The following is a 22,695-nucleotide window of genomic DNA, read 5'->3' on the forward strand; positions in this document are numbered from 1 at the left end:
GTTGAATGTTACTAGCATTTTTATCATTTTAAAGGAGGGTGTTTTTATGGTATTTAAAACAAGTATTCGTGCACCACATGGAAATCAACTAACTTGTAAAGGGTGGACACAGGAAGCAGCGATGCGCATGCTGATGAACAATCTTGATCCTGAGGTAGCGGAGAATCCTGATGAGCTGATTGTTTATGGTGGTATTGGAAAGGCAGCTCGTAATTGGGAAAGTTATGAGCAAATTATTGCTTCATTAAAAAAACTAGAGAATGATGAAACATTATTGATTCAATCAGGGAAGCCGGTAGCTGTATTCCGTACACATGAACATGCTCCCCGTGTTTTAATTGCCAATTCCAACCTTGTACCAGCATGGGCCAATTGGGATCATTTCTATGAATTAGAAGATCGCGATTTAATGATGTATGGACAAATGACTGCTGGTAGCTGGATTTATATCGGTGCACAAGGTATTTTGCAAGGCACTTATTTATCCTTCGTAGAAGCAGGGAAAAAAGTATTTGGCTCTGCAGATTTACGCGGTAAATTCATCCTTACAGGTGGTATGGGTGGGATGAGTGGTGCACAACCTCTAGCGGGGAAAATGGCTGGCGCTGTCATTCTAGTTGTAGAAGTAGAGCGTGCCCGCATTGAACGTAAAATAAAAGAGGGCTATTGTGATTATCTTGTAGAAACTGTGGATGAAGCAGTTGCATTAGTAAATAAATTACGTGACCAAAAAGAGCCAGCCTCCATTGGCCTTGTTGGAAATTGTGCAGACGTCAATCGTGAACTGTTGAGTCTAGGGATCATTCCCGACTTTGTCACAGACCAAACCTCTGCACATGACCCTATTAATGGCTATATACCGAATAACATGACATTTGAGGAAGCATTAGCACTTCGTAAATCAGATGTAAAAACATATGAACGAAAAGCTAAGGAAACTATGGCAGAGCATGTTCGTACAATGCTAGAGTTCCAAGAGGCTGGTGCAGAGGTGTTTGATTATGGCAATAATATTCGCGCCTATGCTAAAGAAATGGGCGTAACCAATGCCTTTGATTTCCCAGGTTTCGTACCAGCCTATATTCGTCCGTTGTTCTGTGAAGGAAAAGGGCCATTCCGCTGGGCTGCGCTTTCAGGAGACCCTGAGGATATTTATAAAACGGATGCACTTGCGAAAGAGATGTTCGCAGAAGATAAAGGTCTAGTTAATTGGATCGATATGGCACAGAAAATGGTTAAATGGCAAGGGTTACCTGCACGTATTTGTTGGTTAGGCTATGGCGACCGTCATCGCTTTGCGTTAAAAGTAAATGAAATGGTAGCGAATGGTGAGTTATCAGCACCGATTGTTTTTGGTCGTGATCATCTTGATTCAGGGTCTGTGGCATCGCCAAACCGTGAAACAGAAGGCATGTTAGATGGTTCAGATGCAGTATCGGATTGGCCAATTTTAAATGCGCTAGTTAATACAGCGAGCGGCGCCAGCTGGGTAAGTGTTCACCATGGTGGTGGTGTAGGTATGGGCTATTCACAGCATGCAGGGCAAGTGTTAGTAGCGGATGGGTCGGAGCTAGCTGCAGAGAAAATTGCACGCGTGTTAATTTCGGACCCTGGTATGGGGGTAGCTCGTCACGCAGATGCAGGGTATGACATTGCTATTCAGACAGCCAAAAACAAAGGTGTGCATATACCAATGTTAAAGGATGATGTAAAGTGACCATCTTAATTAAAAATGCTAATGAAGTGATTACATTAAAAAATAATATACGAGGACCTCGCACAAAGGAGCAAATGCGAGAAATTACTATAGTGGAAAATGGTAGTATTCTTATTGAAAAAGATCGAATTGTTGCTGTGGGTGCTTTTGAGCAACTAGAGGTAGATTTTCCTGAATTAGTGAAGAAAGCTACTACAATTGATGCTTCTGGTAAGGTCGTTATGCCAGGATTAGTGGATTGTCATACACATCTCGTCCATGGAGGAACCCGTGAAGAAGAGTTTAATATGCGACTCAAAGGTTCTACCTATATGGAAATTATGAATGCGGGTGGTGGAATTCACGCCACAACAAAGCGTACACGAGAAACTAGCTTTGATGATTTGTATGAAAAAACAAGGCATCATTTAGATATATTTTTAAAACATGGAGTCACAACCGTTGAAGCCAAATCAGGCTATGGACTAGATTGGGAGACGGAAAAGAAGCAACTTGAAGTAGCGAAAAAGTTGCAAGCAACGCATGATATGGATGTTATTAGTACTTTTATGGGTGCACATGCAGTACCTCGCGACTATAAAGGGCGTGAGGATGAGTTTGTGGATGTTTTGATTCAAGATATGCTACCCAAAGTTGCAGAGTTAGAACTGGCTGAATTTAATGATGTATTTTGTGAAAAAGGTGTCTTTACACCAGAACAATCTGAGCGTATTTTAGAGGCTGGGAAAGCCCTTGGATTAACACCGAAAATTCATGCCGATGAAATTGAGCCTTATAAAGGTGCTGAACTTGCTGCGGAAGTGGGAGCCATTTCGGCAGAGCATTTGTTAGTTGCTTCTGATGAAGGAATTCAAAAAATGGCTGAAGCGGGTACAATTGCTGTCTTGCTGCCAGGAACTGCATTTTTTTTACGTGCGCCGTTCGCGAGAGGCCGTCTAATGATTGATGAAGGGGTACCTGTAGCTATTTCAACGGACTTTAATCCAGGATCATCTCCTACTATGAGTCTACCATTTATAATGAATTTAGCTTGCATGCATATGGGAATGACACTAGAGGAGGTACTAACGGCAACAACAATTAATGCCGCGTATGCAGTGAATCGGGGCGAACAAATAGGTTCCCTTGAAGTTGATAAAAAAGCGGATGTTATTATTTTAGATGTTGCTAATTATAAGCAGTTACAATATTTCTATGGCATGAACCATACAAATACAGTTATTAAAAATGGGCAAGTTGTTGTACGAAATGGAATTTTACTGAAAGAACAATAAAGTAAATGGGCATAAATAAGGCATAAAAGCTTTATTTATGCTTTTTTATCTTGATTGAAAAAATCTGATTATAATAGCTCTTTGGCGTACTAAATAAATAGGTTGCATTTTTTTCGGTAGGGGTTTATAATTCAATTAAATAGTAATTCGTTAATTACAAATTACTTAAACCTTGTAATGATTAAAGGGGTTATATAATGTCAAAGTTTCGTACGGAAGAAGAAATGCTAGCGCATTATGATTCTTCAAAATATAAAACACCTGATGGATACACAGCGGATATCGCAATTTTTACGATTACTTCGGAGAAAACAGAAGAAAAGGCACCGCCAAACATGACACTTAAAATTATGTTAATTAAGCGCGCTGCTAAAGATGCTGATGGAAATGCTAATATTGAAGGTGGAAAATGGGCGCTTCCTGGTGGGTTTGTAGATGCTTATCAAAAGGAATCAGCCTATATTGCAGCAAAAAGAGAGTTAAAAGAAGAGACGAATGTAGAAGGGTTACATGTTCAGCACTTTGGTGTTTACGATGATATCAATCGAGATCCTCGTGGCTGGATGATTTCAAATGCTTTTTATGCGATTGTTCCTGAGGAGCAAATGGAGCAACGACAAGCAAATGATGATGCAGATGATGTAGAGTTATTTGATATTGAAGATGTATTTACACTTCAACTAGCCTTTGATCATCGTAAAATCATTGCAGATGCACTCAAATTTATTAAAAAAGACATGGTGCAAACAACCGTTGCTAAAAACTTTTTACCTCAAGAGTTTACCTTATCAGAATTACAACGGGTACTACTGACAGTTGAAGACGATCCACGAATCTCTAATGATTCTGTATTTTTTACAAAAGCACCTAAACTACCTTTTATTGAAAAAGTAGTGGATGCGGAAGGAAAACCAAAGAAAACAAAGCGTAATTCGTTTAGGCCATCACAGCTGTATACTTTTAATGATTTTGAAGTGGTGGAATCAATTTATCATTAGGAAAGATTCGTCTTTCCTGATAACTTTAAAAACAGTAATTTGTAATTTGTGTATTACTAATTAAAAATCGGAGTGATAAAACGATGAAAAAGAGAGCACTAATTAACATTGATTACACTGTTGATTTTGTTGCAACTGATGGAGCTCTAACTTGTGGCGAGCCGGGACAACAGCTTGAGCAGGCAATTGTTAATATAACAAGTGAATTTATCTCAAATAAAGAGTTCACAGTATTCGCTATAGATGTTCATGAGCAAGAAGATGTTTATCATCCTGAAACAAAGCTATTTCCTCCACATAATATTCGTCATACCAAAGGGCGAGATTTATACGGAGCTTTAAAAACATTGTACGAAGCTAAGCAAGAATTGGAACATGTCTATTATATAGATAAAACTCGTTACTCGGCCTTTGCAGGGACAGATTTGGAGTTGAAATTGCGTGAAAGAGGAATTACAGAGCTTCATTTAATTGGCGTTTGTACAGACATCTGTGTTCTTCATACGGCTGTAGATGCTTATAATAAAGGGTTCGATCTTGTCATTCATAAAAACGCTGTCGCATCCTTTAATCAAACAGGACATGAGTGGGCTTTAAGTCATTTTGAGCATACACTTGGTGCCTCTGTTATTTGATAGTAAAGAATGGAGGGAAATGACGTGAAATACGCAGATGATAGTTTCATGTTACACACCGATTTATACCAAATAAATATGGTTCAGACCTACTGGAAGGACGCGGTTCATCAACGAAAGGCTGTTTTTGAGCTGTATTTTAGAAAACTTCCATTTGGCAATGGTTATGCGATATTCGCTGGCTTAAAAAAAGTAATGGAGTTTATTAATAACTTTGGTTTTTCTCAAAGTGATATTGAATATTTGCGTGAAGAAGGGAACTATCCAGAGGAATTTCTCCATTATCTACAGAATCTAAAGTTTACAGGAACTATAAGGGGGATGAGGGAAGGGGAGTTGGTTTTTGCCAATGAACCTATTCTGCGAATCGAGGCACCATTGGCTGAAGCGCAATTAATAGAAACCCCTTTGCTGAATATTGTTAATTACCAAACGCTAATCGCGACGAAAGCTTCGCGAATTAAAGAAGTGACGGGTGAGGATGTTGTGATGGAATTTGGAACCCGTCGTGCTCACGAATTCGATGCGGCAATTTGGGGAACTCGCGCTGCTTATATCGGTGGCTTTTCTGCAACAAGTAATGTGCGTGCAGGTAAATTATTTGGTATTCCAGTTTCAGGAACACATGCGCATGCTATGATTCAAACCTACAGAGATGAATATACTGCGTTTAAAAAATATGCAGCCGCACATAAAGACTGTGTATTCTTAGTAGATACTTATGATACGTTACGATCAGGTGTTCCGAATGCCATCAAAGTAGCGAAGGAATTGGGAGATCAAATTAATTTTATCGGTATCCGTTTAGACAGTGGTGATTTAGCCTATTTATCAAAGGTAGCAAGAAAAATGCTAGATGATGCAGGCTTTAAGGAAACAAAAATTATGGCATCCAATGATTTAGATGAATATACTATTATGCATTTAAAATCTCAAGGGGCGAAAATTGATGCTTGGGGAATCGGCACGAAGCTAATTACAGCCTACGATCAAGCTGCTTTAGGTGGAGTATACAAGTTAGTCTCTATTGAAAATGAAAATGGGGAAATGGTTGATACTATAAAAATCTCTGCGAATCCAGAAAAGGTGACGACTCCTGGGCGCAAACGAGTCTATCGTATTGTTAATAATGAGAATGGTCATGCTGAAGGTGACTATATTGCCCTTGATGAGGAAAATATTCAGCAAACAGAACGATTAAAGATGTTCCACCCTGTTCATACGTATATAAGTAAGTTTGTAACGAATTTTACGGCGATCGAGTTACATGAAAGCATTGTAGAAAATGGGAAAGTAGTATTTGAGGAACCTACAATTCAAGAGACACAAGCATATGCAAAGAAAAATTTAAAATTATTATGGTGTGAGTACAAACGAACGATGAACCCAGAAGAGTACCCAGTTGATTTGAGTCAGGCTTGCTGGGATCACAAGAGAGCTATTATTCATGATATTAAAGAAAAAATTTCAAAGAAGATGGATACTAGATAAAAAATGACAGGAGGAAGATACGATGGCGAGAATAGGTATTTATGGTTCATCCTTTGATCCTATTACCAATGTTCATCTTTGGACTGCTAGCACGGTTGCACACCGTTGTAAATTAGATAAGGTCATATTTTTACCCTGTTCAAATAAGCGAAAAGATAAAACTATAAAAACAGAAGATAGGCATCGGTGGAATATGCTACATTTAGCAATTGCTAAGGATGATCGTTTTATGGCAGATTCCTATGAGATGGATCAAGAGGGATGGAATATTTACACGTATGACACGATGAAATACTTTAGGGAAAAACATCCAGAAGATGAAATCCACTTTATTATGGGCGCAGATTTATTAGTAGACATTGGTGCAGGATTATGGAAAAAGGGAGACGCATTAGTTGCCGAAAATAAATTCATAGTTATGGCGAGGCATGGGGTTGATATGCTATCAACAATTAGCCGATCCCCAATTTTAAGAAATAATGATGATGGGAGATTTCATCTTATTGATAAGGGCTTAGCCATGGAAATTAGCTCTACCTATATTCGGGAAGAATTTGCGATGGGTGGAGAGCCAAGATATCTTTTGCCCAATGCTTGTTATGACTATATTAAAGAACATTATCTATATAAGAAATAAAAGTGTGGTTGCATGCCACACTTATTTTAATTTTGAAAAGATGGTGACTTTTACTATTTCTAGCCATTCGTAAGCTATAATAGAAATAGCAATGGTGACGGCTTTTTTGCTGTCACAAAAATTTTAATGATTAATGTTAGAAAGGAATTCATGAATGTGCAGCTTACATTAACATTTCTTATTTTAGGTGCAACAATTTTCGCATTTGTGACCAATAAAATACGAGCAGATCTTGTAGCAATTGTGTCACTTTTAGCATTTGTTATTACAGATATTCTAACGCCAACAGAGGCATTAGCTGGATTTTCAAACTCTGTAGTTTTAATGATTGCAGGGCTTTTCGTCGTGGGTGCAGGAATATTACGCACAGGTCTTGCGGGAATGGCAGGACAGTTATTACTTAAATGGTCGGGCAATAGTGAGTTGAAACTATTTGTATTACTACTCATCATTGTTGGATCTGTCGGTGCATTTATGAGCAATACAGGTACTGTCGCATTAATGATGCCAATAGTTGTAAGTATAGCGATTAGTATGAAGGTCAGCCCTTCTAAATTTTTATTGCCACTCTCATACGTAGCTAGTCTATCGGGTCTTATGACGTTGATTGCGTCTCCAACCAATTTAATTGTCAGTCAGTTATTGGTAGATAGGGGATATAGCAAACTTGGATTTTTTGAAATAACTCCAATTGGTATAGTGGGTATGATTGCAGGAATTGCTTATCTAGTGCTTGTGCGCAATATTTTGTTACCGAAAGATCAACATCGTACGCAAACAAATGAGGGCTATAAGCTTTCACCGAAGAAAATCATAAAGCAATATGATTTAAATAATCGACTATTCAAAATTTCTGTTCCAGAAGAATCACCTATTATTGAAACGTCGTTAGCAGAGTTAAAGCTACCAGCCAAGTACACGCTCTGTATGATGAAAATTCATCGCAAGTCACAAGAAGGTATCAATTTACTACCTATGACATATCAAGAAATGGCTGGTCCCACAAGTGTAATTCACGCAAAGGACGAGCTGTATGTTCAAGGGGAAGAAGAGGATATTCGTCACTTTGTTGAGGATTATCACCTCGAGATGCAAGGATTAGTAGAAGGGGAAGCTGATGAATTGGTTTCGAAACATCTCGGTATTGCAGAGGTATTACTCACTCCAAATTCAAGCTTTATCAATGAAACGGTGAGTTCGTTAGGGTTTAGGGAAAAATACAACCTAAATATAATTGGCATTAATCGTAAGGGTGGTTATAAACTCCAAGACATGGTTTCGCATAAGTTGAAATTTGGAGACGCTATTTTAGTGCAAGGAGCTTGGGATGAAATTCTTTTATTAGCGAGAGAGACCCAAGATGTTGTGGTTGTTGGTCAGCCAAAGGAGCACGCTAGTGTAGCAGCAGCAACAGGAAAAGCTGGTATTGCAGGAATTATTATGCTGTTTATGATTATGTTAATGGCATTCGAAATTTTCCCTGCTGTTATTTCTGTTATGATTGGTGCCGTTTTAATGATATTAACTGGTTGCTTACGGAATATGGAAGATGCGTATAGCAATATGAATTTTGAAAGTATAGTGCTAGTGGCTGCCATGCTACCAATGGCGACAGCCTTAGAAAAAACAGGAGGCATGGCTATACTATCTGACGGGATTATTAAAGTGCTTGGTGACTATGGTCCCTATGGTGTGCTCATAGGTGTTTATATTTTGACAGCTGTCTTTGGACAATTTATTAGTAATACGGCGACGGCTGTATTGTTTGCACCGATAGCTATGAGTGCTGCAATAGCAATGGAGGTTAATCCTACAACATTTATGATTGCAGTAGCAGTAGCCGCAAGTATGGCGTTTGCCACACCAATTGCATCCCCAACTAATGCGCTGGTAATGACAGCTGGGGGCTATAAATTTATGGACTTTGTAAGAATAGGGATACCGTTACAAATTGTTATGTTTATTGTCATGATGATAACCATCCCATTCTTTTTCCCATTGTAAAATTCAGTTTAAGACTATAGATAAACTAGAAATTTTATGTTTATCTATAGTCTTTTTTGAAATCAAGTAAAGCCGTTGAATTCAATTAGGAGTTTAGTGCCCCTCATTCCAGCTCACCTTTTTATAAAAAACTCCATCTACATACTGAAAGATCAGTTTAATATAGATTTTTTTCCTGCTATCCAAAAAAATCTATTAAATTTTTCTTGTAAGATATGATAAAATTATATTTTAATTAATGGTATAACTTAGTCCTTAAGGGTGAAAATATTATTTGTAGTCAAAGATTTATTTTGATTATTAATATAGGAAGTAATTCTATGTGGAGAAAAAAGTTAAACTTTTTTTTGAAAAAGTGTTGACCTTTTAAAAATAAGGGTGTAGTATTATACAAGTCGCCACGGTGACACGCTAAAACAAAGCAAAACATGAACCTTGAAAACTGAACAAGCAAAACGTAATCAATAAAGTTTTTAATAGCTAGCTTAGCTAGTGAACGAAACAAAATTTTGGACATCAAAATTGATGCCAGCAAAACAATTTGAGCTAATCAAATTTCTTTTATGGAGAGTTTGATCCTGGCTCAGGACGAACGCTGGCGGCGTGCCTAATACATGCAAGTCGAGCGAACAGAGAAGGAGCTTGCTCCTTTGACGTTAGCGGCGGACGGGTGAGTAACACGTGGGCAACCTACCTTATAGTTTGGGATAACTCCGGGAAACCGGGGCTAATACCGAATAATCTGTTTCACCTCATGGTGAAACACTGAAAGACGGTTTCGGCTGTCGCTATAGGATGGGCCCGCGGCGCATTAGCTAGTTGGTGAGGTAACGGCTCACCAAGGCGACGATGCGTAGCCGACCTGAGAGGGTGATCGGCCACACTGGGACTGAGACACGGCCCAGACTCCTACGGGAGGCAGCAGTAGGGAATCTTCCACAATGGGCGAAAGCCTGATGGAGCAACGCCGCGTGAGTGAAGAAGGATTTCGGTTCGTAAAACTCTGTTGTAAGGGAAGAACAAGTACAGTAGTAACTGGCTGTACCTTGACGGTACCTTATTAGAAAGCCACGGCTAACTACGTGCCAGCAGCCGCGGTAATACGTAGGTGGCAAGCGTTGTCCGGAATTATTGGGCGTAAAGCGCGCGCAGGTGGTTTCTTAAGTCTGATGTGAAAGCCCACGGCTCAACCGTGGAGGGTCATTGGAAACTGGGAGACTTGAGTGCAGAAGAGGATAGTGGAATTCCAAGTGTAGCGGTGAAATGCGTAGAGATTTGGAGGAACACCAGTGGCGAAGGCGACTATCTGGTCTGTAACTGACACTGAGGCGCGAAAGCGTGGGGAGCAAACAGGATTAGATACCCTGGTAGTCCACGCCGTAAACGATGAGTGCTAAGTGTTAGGGGGTTTCCGCCCCTTAGTGCTGCAGCTAACGCATTAAGCACTCCGCCTGGGGAGTACGGTCGCAAGACTGAAACTCAAAGGAATTGACGGGGGCCCGCACAAGCGGTGGAGCATGTGGTTTAATTCGAAGCAACGCGAAGAACCTTACCAGGTCTTGACATCCCGTTGACCACTGTAGAGATATGGTTTCCCCTTCGGGGGCAACGGTGACAGGTGGTGCATGGTTGTCGTCAGCTCGTGTCGTGAGATGTTGGGTTAAGTCCCGCAACGAGCGCAACCCTTGATCTTAGTTGCCATCATTTAGTTGGGCACTCTAAGGTGACTGCCGGTGACAAACCGGAGGAAGGTGGGGATGACGTCAAATCATCATGCCCCTTATGACCTGGGCTACACACGTGCTACAATGGACGATACAAACGGTTGCCAACTCGCGAGAGGGAGCTAATCCGATAAAGTCGTTCTCAGTTCGGATTGTAGGCTGCAACTCGCCTACATGAAGCCGGAATCGCTAGTAATCGCGGATCAGCATGCCGCGGTGAATACGTTCCCGGGCCTTGTACACACCGCCCGTCACACCACGAGAGTTTGTAACACCCGAAGTCGGTGAGGTAACCTTTTGGAGCCAGCCGCCGAAGGTGGGATAGATGATTGGGGTGAAGTCGTAACAAGGTAGCCGTATCGGAAGGTGCGGCTGGATCACCTCCTTTCTAAGGATATTTTCGGAATACAAACCTTGGGTTTGTAAGATTACGTTTTGCGTTCAGTTTTGAAGGTTCATTCTTTCTGAATGAAATACTTCAAAACTTGTTCTTTGAAAACTGGATAAAACGACATTGAAATTGTAACAAACACATTTATTTTTTTAAGTTTTTTTATAGGCTTAATAACTTGGTTAAGTTATTAAGGGCGCACGGCGAATGCCTTGGCACTAGGAGCCGAAGAAGGACGGCACTAACACCGATATGCTTCGGGGAGCTGTAAGTGAGCTTTGATCCGGAGATTTCCGAATGGGGGAACCCACTACGTTTAATCGCGTAGTATCTTGACGTGAATACATAGCGTCTTGAAGGCAGACCCAGGGAACTGAAACATCTAAGTACCTGGAGGAAGAGAAAGAAAAATCGATTCCCTGAGTAGCGGCGAGCGAAACGGGAAGAGCCCAAACCAAGAGGCTTGCCTCTTGGGGTTGTAGGACACTCAATACGGAGTTACAAAAGAGCGAGTTAGATGAAGCGACTTGGAAAGGTCCGCCAGAGCAGGTAAAAGCCCTGTAGTCGAAAGTTCGTTCTCTCCTGAGTGGATCCTGAGTACGGCGGAACACGTGAAATTCCGTCGGAATCCGGGAGGACCATCTCCCAAGGCTAAATACTACCTAGTGACCGATAGTGAACCAGTACCGTGAGGGAAAGGTGAAAAGCACCCCGGAAGGGGAGTGAAAGAGATCCTGAAACCGTGTGCCTACAAGTAGTTAGAGCCCGTTAATGGGTGATAGCGTGCCTTTTGTAGAATGAACCGGCGAGTTACGATTACGTGCGAGGTTAAGCTTTAGAAGGCGGAGCCGCAGCGAAAGCGAGTCTGAATAGGGCGAAATAGTACGTGGTCGTAGACCCGAAACCAGGTGATCTACCCATGTCCAGGGTGAAGGTAAGGTAACACTTACTGGAGGCCCGAACCCACGCACGTTGAAAAGTGCGGGGATGAGGTGTGGGTAGCGGAGAAATTCCAATCGAACTTGGAGATAGCTGGTTCTCTCCGAAATAGCTTTAGGGCTAGCCTCGTGATGAGAATACTGGAGGTAGAGCACTGTTTGGACTAGGGGGCCATCCCGGTTTACCGAATTCAGACAAACTCCGAATGCCAGATATTTATACACGGGAGTCAGACTGCGAGTGATAAGATCCGTAGTCAAAAGGGAAACAGCCCAGACCACCAGCTAAGGTCCCAAAGTAATCGTTAAGTGGAAAAGGATGTGGCGTTGCACAGACAACCAGGATGTTGGCTTAGAAGCAGCCATCATTTAAAGAGTGCGTAATAGCTCACTGGTCGAGTGACGCTGCGCCGAAAATGTATCGGGGCTAAACGATTCACCGAAGCTGTGGATTGACATCTACGATGTCAGTGGTAGGAGAGCGTTCTAAGTGCGTTGAAGTCAGACCGGAAGGACTGGTGGAGCGCTTAGAAGTGAGAATGCCGGTATGAGTAGCGAAAGACGGGTGAGAATCCCGTCCACCGTATGACTAAGGTTTCCTGAGGAAGGCTCGTCCGCTCAGGGTTAGTCGGGACCTAAGCCGAGGCCGATAGGCGTAGGCGATGGACAACAGGTTGATATTCCTGTACCACCTCCTCACCGTTTGAGAAATGGGGGGACGCAGTAGGATAGGGTAAGCGCGCTGTTGGTTATGCGCGTCCAAGCAGTAAGGCGTGTGTGTAGGCAAATCCGCACACTGTAACGTTGAGCTGTGATGGCGAGTCCGTATGGACGAAGTTCCTGATTTCACACTGCCAAGAAAAGCCTCTATCGAGGTGAGAGGTGCCCGTACCGCAAACCGACACAGGTAGTCGAGGAGAGAATCCTAAGGTGTGCGAGAGAACTCTCGTTAAGGAACTCGGCAAAATGACCCCGTAACTTCGGGAGAAGGGGTGCTCTTGAGCGTGCAAGCGCATGAGAGCCGCAGTGAATAGGCCCAGGCGACTGTTTAGCAAAAACACAGGTCTCTGCAAAACCGTAAGGTGACGTATAGGGGCTGACGCCTGCCCGGTGCTGGAAGGTTAAGAGGAGTGGTTAGCGCAAGCGAAGCTGCGAATTGAAGCCCCAGTAAACGGCGGCCGTAACTATAACGGTCCTAAGGTAGCGAAATTCCTTGTCGGGTAAGTTCCGACCCGCACGAAAGGCGTAACGATCTGGGCACTGTCTCAACGAGAGACTCGGTGAAATTATAGTACCTGTGAAGATGCAGGTTACCCGCGACAGGACGGAAAGACCCCGTGGAGCTTTACTGTAGCCTGATATTGAATTTTGGTACAACTTGTACAGGATAGGTAGGAGCCAGAGATCTCGGAGCGCCAGCTTCGAAGGAGGCGTCGGTGGGATACTACCCTGGTTGTATTGAAATTCTAACCCATGCCCCTTAGCGGGGCAGGAGACAGTGTCAGGCGGACAGTTTGACTGGGGCGGTCGCCTCCTAAAAGGTAACGGAGGCGCCCAAAGGTTCCCTCAGAATGGTTGGAAATCATTCGTAGAGTGTAAAGGCACAAGGGAGCTTGACTGCGAGACCTACAAGTCGAGCAGGGTCGAAAGACGGGCTTAGTGATCCGGTGGTTCCGCATGGAAGGGCCATCGCTCAACGGATAAAAGCTACCCCGGGGATAACAGGCTTATCTCCCCCAAGAGTCCACATCGACGGGGAGGTTTGGCACCTCGATGTCGGCTCATCGCATCCTGGGGCTGTAGTCGGTCCCAAGGGTTGGGCTGTTCGCCCATTAAAGCGGTACGCGAGCTGGGTTCAGAACGTCGTGAGACAGTTCGGTCCCTATCCGTCGTGGGCGTAGGAAATTTGAGAGGAGCTGTCCTTAGTACGAGAGGACCGGGATGGACACACCGCTGGTGTACCAGTTGTCTTGCCAAAGGCATCGCTGGGTAGCTATGTGTGGACGGGATAAGTGCTGAAAGCATCTAAGCATGAAGCCCCCCTCAAGATGAGATTTCCCATTACGCAAGTAAGTAAGATCCCTCAAAGACGATGAGGTAGATAGGTTCGAGGTGGAAGTGTGGTGACACATGGAGCTGACGAATACTAATCGATCGAGGACTTAACCAAAAAAGTTTGAAGCATTCAATGAACCGTTTATCCAGTTTTGAAAGAACAAGCTTTCAATTGAATAAGTGAAGTGATGATGGCAAAGAGGTCACACCCGTTCCCATACCGAACACGGAAGTTAAGCTCTTTAGCGCCGATGGTAGTTGGGGGCTTCCCCCTGTGAGAGTAGGACGTCGCTTCGCTTATTTTTTATGGAGGATTAGCTCAGTTGGGAGAGCACCTGCCTTACAAGCAGGGGGTCGGCGGTTCGAGCCCGTCATCCTCCACCATTTTGGTCCCGTGGTGTAGCGGTTAACATGCCTGCCTGTCACGCAGGAGATCGCCGGTTCGATCCCGGTCGGGACCGCCATTTTTTTATTGCCGGTGTAGCTCAGTTGGTAGAGCAACTGACTTGTAATCAGTAGGTCGTGGGTTCGACTCCTATCGCCGGCACCATTCCCTTGGAGGGGTAGCGAAGTGGCTAAACGCGGCGGACTGTAAATCCGCTCCTTAGGGTTCGGCGGTTCGAATCCGTCCCCCTCCACCATTTTAGGGGCATAGTTCAACGGTAGAATAGAGGTCTCCAAAACCTTTGGTGTGGGTTCGATTCCTACTGCCCCTGCCAGGTATAAAGGTACTCGTACATATATGGCTGTTATTATATAGTGGCGGTTGTGGCGAAGTGGTTAACGCATCGGATTGTGGTTCCGACATTCGTGGGTTCGATTCCCATCAGTCGCCCCATTTTAAAATTGGGGTATAGCCAAGCGGTAAGGCAACGGATTTTGATTCCGTCATGCCTAGGTTCGAATCCTAGTACCCCAGCCATTTTTTCTTATACGAGCCATTAGCTCAGTTGGTAGAGCATCTGACTTTTAATCAGAGGGTCGAAGGTTCGAGTCCTTCATGGCTCATCATTTTTAATTAATTTAGCGCCCGTAGCTCAATTGGATAGAGCGTCTGACTACGGATCAGAAGGTTATGGGTTCGACTCCTGTCGGGCGCGCCAATTTATTTATGTTTTCGGAATGTAGCTCAGCTTGGTAGAGCACTTGGTTTGGGACCAAGGGGTCGTAGGTTCGAATCCTGTCATTCCGACCATCTATAAATGGGGCCTTAGCTCAGCTGGGAGAGCGCCTGCCTTGCACGCAGGAGGTCAGCGGTTCGATCCCGCTAGGCTCCACCATTTTTATATTTTTGGAGGTATACCCAAGTCTGGCTGAAGGGATCGGTCTTGAAAACCGACAGGCGGGTAACACCGCGCGGGGGTTCGAATCCCTCTACCTCCTCCATTTCGGGTCAGTAGCTCAGTTGGTAGAGCATTAGATTGAAGCTCTAAGTGTCGGCGGTTCGATTCCGTCCTGACCCACCATTATTTGCGGGTGTAGTTTAATGGTAAAACCTCAGCCTTCCAAGCTGATGTCGTGAGTTCGATTCTCATCACCCGCTCCAAAATGGGCCTATAGCTCAGCTGGTTAGAGCGCACGCCTGATAAGCGTGAGGTCGATGGTTCGAGTCCATTTAGGCCCATCATTATTCCGAAGTAGCTCAGTTGGTAGTAGCACCTGACTGTTAATCAGGTTGTCGCAGGTTCGAGTCCTGCCTTCGGAGCCACGGCCCGTTGGTCAAGTGGTTAAGACACCGCCCTTTCACGGCGGTAACACGGGTTCGAATCCCGTACGGGTCATCAAGCATGTAGCACAGTTGTGTGCTACATGCTTTTTTCTATGTCTTTTCATAAACATGTTTAAAAGCTAAAAATCCTTTGATAAGGTTTTGTAGCTTTTGAATGTTAGGTCTAAATTCATTTCCTTCTCCCAAATGCTAATAATCCCTTTCTTTTTTATAGGCTCGTTTAAAGGAGTACTACAATTCAATTCAATTCAAACTATCTGGAGCGATGCTTCCTACTAAATTTGAACAAACTATTTCATATATGCAATATGTATGTTTTTTCATTAACTATTTTCATGGTGCTTATTGCCTTGTTCCCCTAATATGAGGATAAGTGGAGGAATCGATATGAATATACAGGAGATACAAAGTTTTTTAAATCAATACCAGCTTGAACAAAATGAATCCAAACTTTGGTTAGAAAATAGATTACAGCAGATTAAAAGAGCAGGGGAATATAAGCCTACAACAGAAGAGCTAGTTTTTGGTGCACGAGTTGCATGGCGAAATAGCAATAAATGTATTGGACGGTTGTTTTGGCAATCATTGCATGTAGTAGATGCACGAGAAGTTTTAGATGAACAGGGCATTTTTCAAAAGTTACTAGAGCATATTGAGTATGCCACTAATCATGGGAAAATTCGTCCAACTATAACAGTGTTTGCAACTGACAGAGTACGAATTTGGAATCATCAGCTAATTCGTTACGCAGGCTACGAAACAGAAGAGGGCATTATTGGTGATGCACATTCCATCACTTTTACAAAAATATGCGAATCGATGGGCTGGAAAGGCGAGCGTACGCCGTTTGATGTGTTACCACTCGTCATACAGGTAGACGGACGTGCTCCCCAGCTATTTACGATTCCTGCCAAGTATATTTTAGAGGTTCCAATACGTCATCCGGAATTGGAAGCTGTGGAGAAATTAGAGTTGAAATGGTATGCTGTTCCTATTATTTCGAGTATGCGTTTTCAAATGGCTGGCATTGATTTTCAAGCAGCTCCATTTAATGGCTGGTATATGGGGACTGAAATTGGGGCACGCAATTTAGCCGATCATGACCGGTATAATACGCTGCCAGCTATTGCGGGAATATTTAATCTGGATACAACCAAACAAGCTTCTCTATGGCGTGACCGTGCATTAGTGGAGCTCAATATTGCTGTCCTACATTCTTTTAAAGAGGATGGAGTGAGCATTGTAGATCATCATACTGCTGCTCAGCAGTTTAAATTATTTGAGGAAGCTGAGAGATTGGCAGGGCGAGAAGTTACAGGTAACTGGACATGGTTAATCCCACCACTTTCCCCTGCGACCACTCATATATTCCATAAGCCTTATATAAATACTTATCATACGCCCAATTATTTTTATCAAAAACCATGTTATTAACTTTAAAGGAGTTGTTCATAAACTAACAGCTCCTAAGTACCTTTTGGGGAAAGGGGCAATTCAAGATGTTGAACCAAAATATTTCGAATATCCCTTGGCAACAATTGACGACACCTTATGGCAGAGGAACAGACATTCCTCGTCTAATTGAACAGGAACAATATCATGAGCTGACTGAACTAATTGAACATCAAGGAACACTCTGGCAGGTGACGCCATGGGTTTTGCTTATTCTTTTACAAAAGCTTTCAAGTAAAAATGTGGAGGAAGTCACCTTAGCAGAAATAGAGCTTTATTTGGCTGTGGCTCATGCAATAACTGAGGATTATCATGATTCAACACGTAACGTTTCAACGATGCTGGAGCTTTTGGATACGAAATATTTATGGATGGAAAATGAAGAGGATGATGAGCTTGAGTGGGAGGAAGATACGCCTAGAGGCTATGAACAGGAAGCTTTTTTAGGCTATTATTATTTTAGTTTTTTACTTCTTCAAGAGGCGACCCCTGTTTTTACTGCTATTAAGGCACGTACCAAGGGCACAACAGAGGAACTTGCGGAACTGCTAGCCTTACTAAAACATTAGAAAAATGAAATTGATATAGACAAAAAGCAGATGAGGTCAGCTTTCCCATCTGCTTAAATTTAATGGACATATTGATCTTTAGAGGCTCGCATGGAGCATAAGAAGAGTGTCATAGCTACAACAACAAAGAGCCAACCTGCAATATTCCAACCACCAATTAAATCATGGAGGTATCCGAAAAGAATCGGCCCAATGGCAGCGAATAAATAGCCTAATGATTGTGCAAATCCTGATAGATCAGCGGCTTCAAATGCTGTACGCGTACGTAGTGTGAAGAACATCATTGCTAATGCGAATGAAGCTCCACCTGCTAAACCTAGAAGGATCATCCATAATATTCCTAAAGTTGTCCATTCCATCACAACGCCGACAAATCCTACTAAATAGAACGATGTAAACATGAGGACAAGTGGTCTTTGTGAAGTCATTTTACCAGCGATAATGGGGACAGCCAATGCCATGGGGACTTGTGAGAATTGCATGATAGAAAACATCCAACCAGCTTTATCAGGAGCCAATCCCTGCGCAATATAAATTTCAGGAATCCAAGCTGCTGTCGTATAAAATAATAAAGATTGTAAGCCCATTGCACCGGTTACTGCCCATGTAACAGGTGATTTCCAAAGGGGTTTACCTGTTTTTTTGGCCGTAGTAGCTGGTTCTGGCTTATTCAATTTCAATTGAGGTATCCAAATTAAAATTGTTAATACGACTAATATAAGCGCCACAGCCAATGCTCCCTGCCAACCTAGTGACGAATTAGCTATTGGATAACTAATACCTGCTCCAAGCCCAGCCGTTAAGTTCATCGACATAGTAAAAAATGCCATTAATAATCCTACATGGTATGGAAATTTTAATTTTAATAACCCTGGAATCAACACATTTCCAAATGATATTGCTACGCCAATGAGCACTGTGCCAAATACAAGTAATCCTGTTGTACCAAGGGAGCGTAGTACAATTCCTAAGGCCAATAAAATAGTGGATAAAAATAAGGTTAGCTCAAGCCCGAGTTTTCGTGCTACAACTGGTGCGAACGGTGATATAATGGCAAAAGCAAGCAATGGAATAGTTGTCAGAAAACCGGCTAGAACATTGGAAATACCAAGATCGTCGCGGATAAAGGATACAATTGGACCCACGACAGTTAGTGGCATTCGTAATGTAGACGCTATAAATATTATTCCAAAAACTAACAATAAAGTTGTTCCCCTCCAGCTAATTTTTCTGCTCGGGTAGCTGGCGGAATGATCATGTAAAGTCAAAATAATTCCCCCTGTTATAACCATTCTAATTGAACTACTATAACACTTTATCACACTATTAAAAATAGTGGAAAATTCACAAAATACAAAACATTAATGGTTATATTGAAATGTCTTAGGTCTTATGTTAGTATAGTAAGCATCATAAATTTAATAATTATATGCCTCATGTTTGTATTGAGGTAGAGGTCGCGATATTTATAAGTAAGCTAATTGAAATGACAAGCATTGAAGAGATTAGCTGAAAGGAAATATTGCCGAAGTGTGAGGGGACTTGAAAACCTCATGCTGGGGCTGTCTCCGAAAGGAACAGAACTGTCACGTTTGTACAACGTGTTGAGCTATCGTTTAGGAAAAACTGAGGATTAACTAGCCATCACATTGTTCATGTGATGGCATTTTTTTGCCTCATAAATAGGAAGGAAGCTATATCGTGAGTGAAATAAAAGTAAATCAGCTCGGCCATAAAGCACCGAAGCTGAAAAAAGAATTAAAAAGCCGCCATATCACAATGATTTCTTTAGGCGGTACAATTGGTACAGGGCTATTTCTAGCTAGTGGAGGCGCCATTGCACAAGCAGGACCGGGAGGCGCATTGCTTGCCTATGCGTTAATCGGTATTATGGTATATTTCTTAATGACAAGTTTAGGTGAAATGGCTGCATATATGCCGTCCTCGGGTTCTTTTAGTACGTATGCGACAAAATTTGTAGATCCAGCTTTAGGCTTTGCACTTGGCTGGAACTATTGGTATAACTGGGCAATTACGATTGCAGCAGAAATTGCGGCAGTGTCATTAATTATGAAATATTGGTTCCCAGATAGCTCATCAGCACTTTGGACAGTATTATTTATTGTAATTGTACTGACATTTAATTTATTGTCTGTAAAGAGCTATGGTGAAAGTGAATATTGGTTTGCGATGATTAAAGTGGCTACGGTCATTGTATTTATTATTATTAGCATATTAATGATTTTTGGTATTTTAGGTGGACAGGCACCTGTAGGTTTTACAAATTTCTTTATTAGTGATGGACCATTCCATGGTGGCTTCCTTGCTACATTTGGTATTTTCCTTGCAGCAGGATTTTCATTCCAAGGAACAGAGTTACTCGGGGTTACAGCAGGGGAAACAGATGATCCAGGAAAAAATATACCGAAGGCAGTAAAATCGGTGTTTTGGCGTATTATTTTATTTTATATTTTAGCTATTGCTGCTATAGGGATGTTGATTCCATTCACAGACGAGCGCTTATTATCGGAGGATATCGCTGTATCTCCATTTACGCTGGTGTTTGATCGTTTAGGCATTGCTTTTGCTGCCTCCTTAATGAATGCCATTATTTTAACGGCTATGCTATCAGCAGGAAATTCTGGACTGTATGCATCTTCACGTATGCTATGGCAATTAGCAGTGGATGGTCATGCTCCTAAATTCTTTGCAAAGTTAAGTCGTCGAGGTATTCCGATTTATGCATTGATCGCAACGTTAGCTGTAGGCTGTGTAGCGTTTTTAGCGTCATTCTTTGGTGATGGGGTTGTTTATATTTGGCTTTTAAATGCCTCGGGGATGTCAGGGTTTATTGCTTGGCTAGGTATTGCATTTAGTCATTATCGTTTCCGTCGTGCTTTCGAGGCGCAGGGTTTAGATCCAAAGCTATTACCGTATAAAGCAAAGCTATACCCATTCGGTCCACTATTCGCCTTTACTATTTGTATGATTGTCGTAATTGGACAGAATTACACAGCATTTATCGGGGGTACAATCGATTGGTATGGTATCCTTGTTTCCTATATTGGTATTCCATTGTTCCTGTTGCTATGGCTGGGGTACAAAATTAAACATAAAACAAAAATGCTTCCTCTTAAAGATTGTGATTTAAAAGTGGAAAATTAAACAGAAAAGCTGTTCTTTAAACCATTGTGTGATGGTTGATGGGACAGCTTTTTTTATATAGAGACCTTTAAAATTAATACTAAATTAACATCATATATATGGTAATATACTATAGATATGGAAGTGTGATTTTTGACTTTCTAGTAGAGAGAGGTGCATGTAAATGCAAAAACATATTTTACTAGTGGAAGATGATGAGGCTATTCGCGAAATGGTAGCGAGTTTTTTAATATTGGAAGGTTTCGATGTCACCACTGCAAATAATGGAGAAGAGGCATTACAATATTGTTTACATCAATCTTTTGATTTAGTCATTCTAGATATTATGATTCCTAAGCTTAATGGATTGGAAGTTTTAAAAGTAATCCGAGAACAGGCAGCACTTCCGATCATCATTATGTCCGCAAAGGATAGTGATGTAGATAAAGCGCTTGGGTTGGGATTAGGGGCAGATGATTATATTGCTAAGCCATTTTCTATGCTGGAATTCTCTGCTCGCGTAAAAGCCGTTATTAGAAGAGCTACAACATACGCTGGCCAAATAGATCACAAACAGGATGTAGTAGTCATAGGCCATTTAAAGATAGATATTGTTAATTTTTCTATAAATAAAAATGGGCAAGAAGTGAAGCTAACATCAAAGGAATTTGCCATCTTAAAGCTATTTGTGACAAACCGTAACCGAGTTTTTACGAAAGAGCAAATTTATCAGCTAATATGGCAAGAAGCATATTATGGTGATGAAAATATTATTAATGTACATATTCGAAGGCTACGCGAAAAAATTGAAGATGATCCATCCAATCCCCAGTATATTAAAACGCTTTGGGGGATTGGCTATAAGTTTGAAGGATAACAGATATGATAATCATTCTATTAATTATAATTGTGGTGCTTATAGGAATTGTTATTTTTCAATGGAAAACAAAAAAAGAGCAAAATCAGACGATCCAATATATGTATGAAAAACTCCAAGTCATTGTTCAAGAACAAAGTAATGAAAAGATTTTGGTAACTACGAGCAATTCACAAATTCAACAGCTACTTATTTCCATAAATGCTTGGCTGGATCATCACCAAAAAGTTCAGGCGACCCATCTAAAAATGGAAGATTCTATGAAAAAAATGTTGGCGAACATTTCACATGATTTAAAAACGCCCTTAACGGTTGTGTTAGGCTATATTGAAATGCTCCAGCTTCAAGGCGCAGCTAATGAGGAAGAACGCCAAAGGTTATTAACGGGCGTGCATGCTAAAACATTAGAAGTATTAAAAATCATTCACACATTTTTTGATCTTGCCAAATTAGAGGCAGGAGATACAGATTATCCAATTACTAAAATCAATGTCTGTGAAATTAGCCGTAAAAATATATTATCATTTTACGATATGGTCACGTCGATGGGATTAGATATCAATATTACAATCCCTGAAACTCCTATGTATGCCCTTGGCAATGAAGAAGCATTAGATAGGGTTCTCAACAATCTTTTATCCAATGCTCTTGCCTATGGAGCGGATGGTAATGTAATTGGTTTAACTGTAAGAAATGATGAAACAAATATTTTTATAGATGTATGGGATTGTGGTAAAGGAATCGATGAATACCATATTGACAATGTGTTTGAGAGAATGTACACGCTAGAGGACTCTCGCAATAAAACCTTCCAGGGGAGTGGCCTAGGCTTAACGATTACAAAGCGATTAGTGGAAATGATGGATGGTTCCATTCGGTTATCAAGTATTCCCTATAAAAAGACCATTTTCACCATTGCTTTAAAACGAATGATGTATTGAAATCACATGCTTGTAGAGCTTTTATTGTGCTTTACAGGCTTTTATTATGCTCTTAAGGAATTTGTAAGAATCCAGTAATAAATTAGAGAGTTTCATTTTTTATAATGACAATAGCCACA

The 22,695-nt window shown here is 41.7% G+C and carries 13 protein-coding genes, 17 tRNA genes, 3 rRNA genes and 1 riboswitch; of the genes, 32 read left to right on the forward strand and 1 reads right to left on the reverse strand.

What is annotated here, in order from left to right; all coding sequences use genetic code 11:
* The first annotated feature begins 46 nt into the window (after positions 1–46).
* From hutU to MKY88_RS01280, 29 genes are all read left to right on the forward strand, one after another.
* On the forward strand, positions 47–1,717 hold the full coding sequence (gene hutU / locus MKY88_RS01140) for a urocanate hydratase (protein ID WP_069479768.1): 1,671 nt from the start codon (positions 47–49) through the stop codon (positions 1,715–1,717).
* Positions 1,714–2,991: an imidazolonepropionase gene (hutI, locus tag MKY88_RS01145; protein ID WP_193834110.1), complete on the forward strand. Its 1,278-nt coding sequence runs from the start codon at positions 1,714–1,716 to the stop codon at positions 2,989–2,991. Before hutU ends, hutI begins: the two co-directional genes overlap by 4 nt.
* 197 nt (positions 2,992–3,188) lie before the next feature.
* A complete protein-coding gene (locus tag MKY88_RS01150) occupies positions 3,189–3,989 on the forward strand; it encodes an NUDIX domain-containing protein (protein WP_340812853.1) in 801 nt (266 codons plus the stop codon).
* An 83-nt stretch (positions 3,990–4,072) separates the two neighbouring features.
* Positions 4,073–4,624: a cysteine hydrolase family protein gene (locus MKY88_RS01155; protein ID WP_193834108.1), complete on the forward strand. Its 552-nt coding sequence runs from the start codon at positions 4,073–4,075 to the stop codon at positions 4,622–4,624.
* A 9-nt stretch (positions 4,625–4,633) separates the two neighbouring features.
* Complete coding sequence (locus tag MKY88_RS01160; RefSeq protein WP_069479772.1) at positions 4,634–6,115, forward strand: nicotinate phosphoribosyltransferase; 1,482 nt, start codon at positions 4,634–4,636, stop codon at positions 6,113–6,115.
* A 22-nt stretch (positions 6,116–6,137) separates the two neighbouring features.
* Positions 6,138–6,752: a nicotinate-nucleotide adenylyltransferase gene (nadD, locus tag MKY88_RS01165; RefSeq protein ID WP_069479773.1), complete on the forward strand. Its 615-nt coding sequence runs from the start codon at positions 6,138–6,140 to the stop codon at positions 6,750–6,752.
* A 150-nt stretch (positions 6,753–6,902) separates the two neighbouring features.
* Positions 6,903–8,756, forward strand: a complete 1,854-nt coding sequence (locus MKY88_RS01170; RefSeq protein ID WP_036122326.1) for an SLC13 family permease — start codon at positions 6,903–6,905, stop codon at positions 8,754–8,756.
* Between the two features lie 560 nt (positions 8,757–9,316).
* Positions 9,317–10,868: ribosomal RNA gene (locus tag MKY88_RS01175) — 16S ribosomal RNA — on the forward strand.
* A gap of 183 nt (positions 10,869–11,051) precedes the next feature.
* Positions 11,052–13,979, forward strand: a 23S ribosomal RNA gene (locus tag MKY88_RS01180).
* A 66-nt stretch (positions 13,980–14,045) separates the two neighbouring features.
* A 5S ribosomal RNA gene (rrf, locus tag MKY88_RS01185) occupies positions 14,046–14,161 on the forward strand.
* Together the 16S, 23S and 5S rRNA genes with 17 tRNA genes alongside form the textbook arrangement of a ribosomal RNA operon.
* Before the next feature lie 11 nt (positions 14,162–14,172).
* Positions 14,173–14,248, forward strand: a tRNA-Val gene (locus MKY88_RS01190).
* Between the two features lie 4 nt (positions 14,249–14,252).
* Positions 14,253–14,328, forward strand: a tRNA-Asp gene (locus tag MKY88_RS01195).
* A gap of 10 nt (positions 14,329–14,338) precedes the next feature.
* Positions 14,339–14,414 (forward strand) — tRNA-Thr (locus MKY88_RS01200).
* A gap of 7 nt (positions 14,415–14,421) precedes the next feature.
* A tRNA-Tyr gene (locus MKY88_RS01205) sits at positions 14,422–14,505 on the forward strand.
* Positions 14,506–14,509: 4 nt separating this feature from the next.
* Positions 14,510–14,583 (forward strand) — tRNA-Trp (locus MKY88_RS01210).
* A gap of 43 nt (positions 14,584–14,626) precedes the next feature.
* A tRNA-His gene (locus tag MKY88_RS01215) sits at positions 14,627–14,702 on the forward strand.
* A 9-nt stretch (positions 14,703–14,711) separates the two neighbouring features.
* Positions 14,712–14,786: transfer RNA gene (locus tag MKY88_RS01220), tRNA-Gln, on the forward strand.
* A gap of 13 nt (positions 14,787–14,799) precedes the next feature.
* Positions 14,800–14,872, forward strand: a tRNA-Lys gene (locus tag MKY88_RS01225).
* An 18-nt stretch (positions 14,873–14,890) separates the two neighbouring features.
* Positions 14,891–14,967 (forward strand) — tRNA-Arg (locus MKY88_RS01230).
* Between the two features lie 15 nt (positions 14,968–14,982).
* Positions 14,983–15,059 (forward strand) — tRNA-Pro (locus MKY88_RS01235).
* A gap of 9 nt (positions 15,060–15,068) precedes the next feature.
* Positions 15,069–15,144: transfer RNA gene (locus MKY88_RS01240), tRNA-Ala, on the forward strand.
* A 13-nt stretch (positions 15,145–15,157) separates the two neighbouring features.
* A tRNA-Ser gene (locus MKY88_RS01245) sits at positions 15,158–15,250 on the forward strand.
* A gap of 4 nt (positions 15,251–15,254) precedes the next feature.
* Positions 15,255–15,330, forward strand: a tRNA-Phe gene (locus MKY88_RS01250).
* A 6-nt stretch (positions 15,331–15,336) separates the two neighbouring features.
* A tRNA-Gly gene (locus MKY88_RS01255) sits at positions 15,337–15,410 on the forward strand.
* Positions 15,411–15,414: 4 nt separating this feature from the next.
* Positions 15,415–15,488 (forward strand) — tRNA-Ile (locus tag MKY88_RS01260).
* 7 nt (positions 15,489–15,495) lie between these two features.
* Positions 15,496–15,572 (forward strand) — tRNA-Asn (locus MKY88_RS01265).
* A 1-nt stretch (position 15,573) separates the two neighbouring features.
* Positions 15,574–15,645 (forward strand) — tRNA-Glu (locus MKY88_RS01270).
* Between the two features lie 335 nt (positions 15,646–15,980).
* Positions 15,981–17,027, forward strand: coding sequence for a nitric oxide synthase oxygenase (locus MKY88_RS01275; protein ID WP_328205350.1), 1,047 nt, complete (start codon positions 15,981–15,983; stop codon positions 17,025–17,027).
* A 65-nt stretch (positions 17,028–17,092) separates the two neighbouring features.
* Positions 17,093–17,614 (forward strand): hypothetical protein, encoded by a 522-nt coding sequence (locus MKY88_RS01280; protein ID WP_340812854.1) that lies wholly within the window; start codon positions 17,093–17,095, stop codon positions 17,612–17,614.
* A gap of 59 nt (positions 17,615–17,673) precedes the next feature.
* Here MKY88_RS01280 and MKY88_RS01285 read toward each other — a convergent pair whose 3' ends face one another.
* Positions 17,674–18,906 carry a CynX/NimT family MFS transporter gene (locus tag MKY88_RS01285; RefSeq protein WP_193830715.1) on the reverse strand — a complete coding sequence of 411 codons (1,233 nt, stop codon included), beginning with the start codon at positions 18,904–18,906 and terminating at the stop codon, positions 17,674–17,676.
* Between the two features lie 151 nt (positions 18,907–19,057).
* Positions 19,058–19,234, forward strand: a riboswitch (Lysine riboswitch).
* A gap of 81 nt (positions 19,235–19,315) precedes the next feature.
* Between MKY88_RS01285 and MKY88_RS01290 the strand changes: the two genes are divergently transcribed.
* From MKY88_RS01290 to MKY88_RS01300, 3 genes are all read left to right on the forward strand, one after another.
* Positions 19,316–20,779, forward strand: a complete 1,464-nt coding sequence (locus MKY88_RS01290; protein WP_036122337.1) for an amino acid permease — start codon at positions 19,316–19,318, stop codon at positions 20,777–20,779.
* Positions 20,780–20,942: 163 nt separating this feature from the next.
* Complete coding sequence (locus tag MKY88_RS01295; RefSeq protein WP_193830716.1) at positions 20,943–21,635, forward strand: response regulator transcription factor; 693 nt, start codon at positions 20,943–20,945, stop codon at positions 21,633–21,635.
* A gap of 5 nt (positions 21,636–21,640) precedes the next feature.
* A complete protein-coding gene (locus MKY88_RS01300) occupies positions 21,641–22,576 on the forward strand; it encodes a sensor histidine kinase (RefSeq protein WP_193830717.1) in 936 nt (311 codons plus the stop codon).
* Positions 22,577–22,695: the final 119 nt, after the last annotated feature.

It is taken from the genome of Lysinibacillus sp. FSL R7-0073 (assembly GCF_038009065.1).
GTDB classification, from domain to species: Bacteria; Bacillota; Bacilli; order Bacillales_A; family Planococcaceae; genus Lysinibacillus; species Lysinibacillus fusiformis.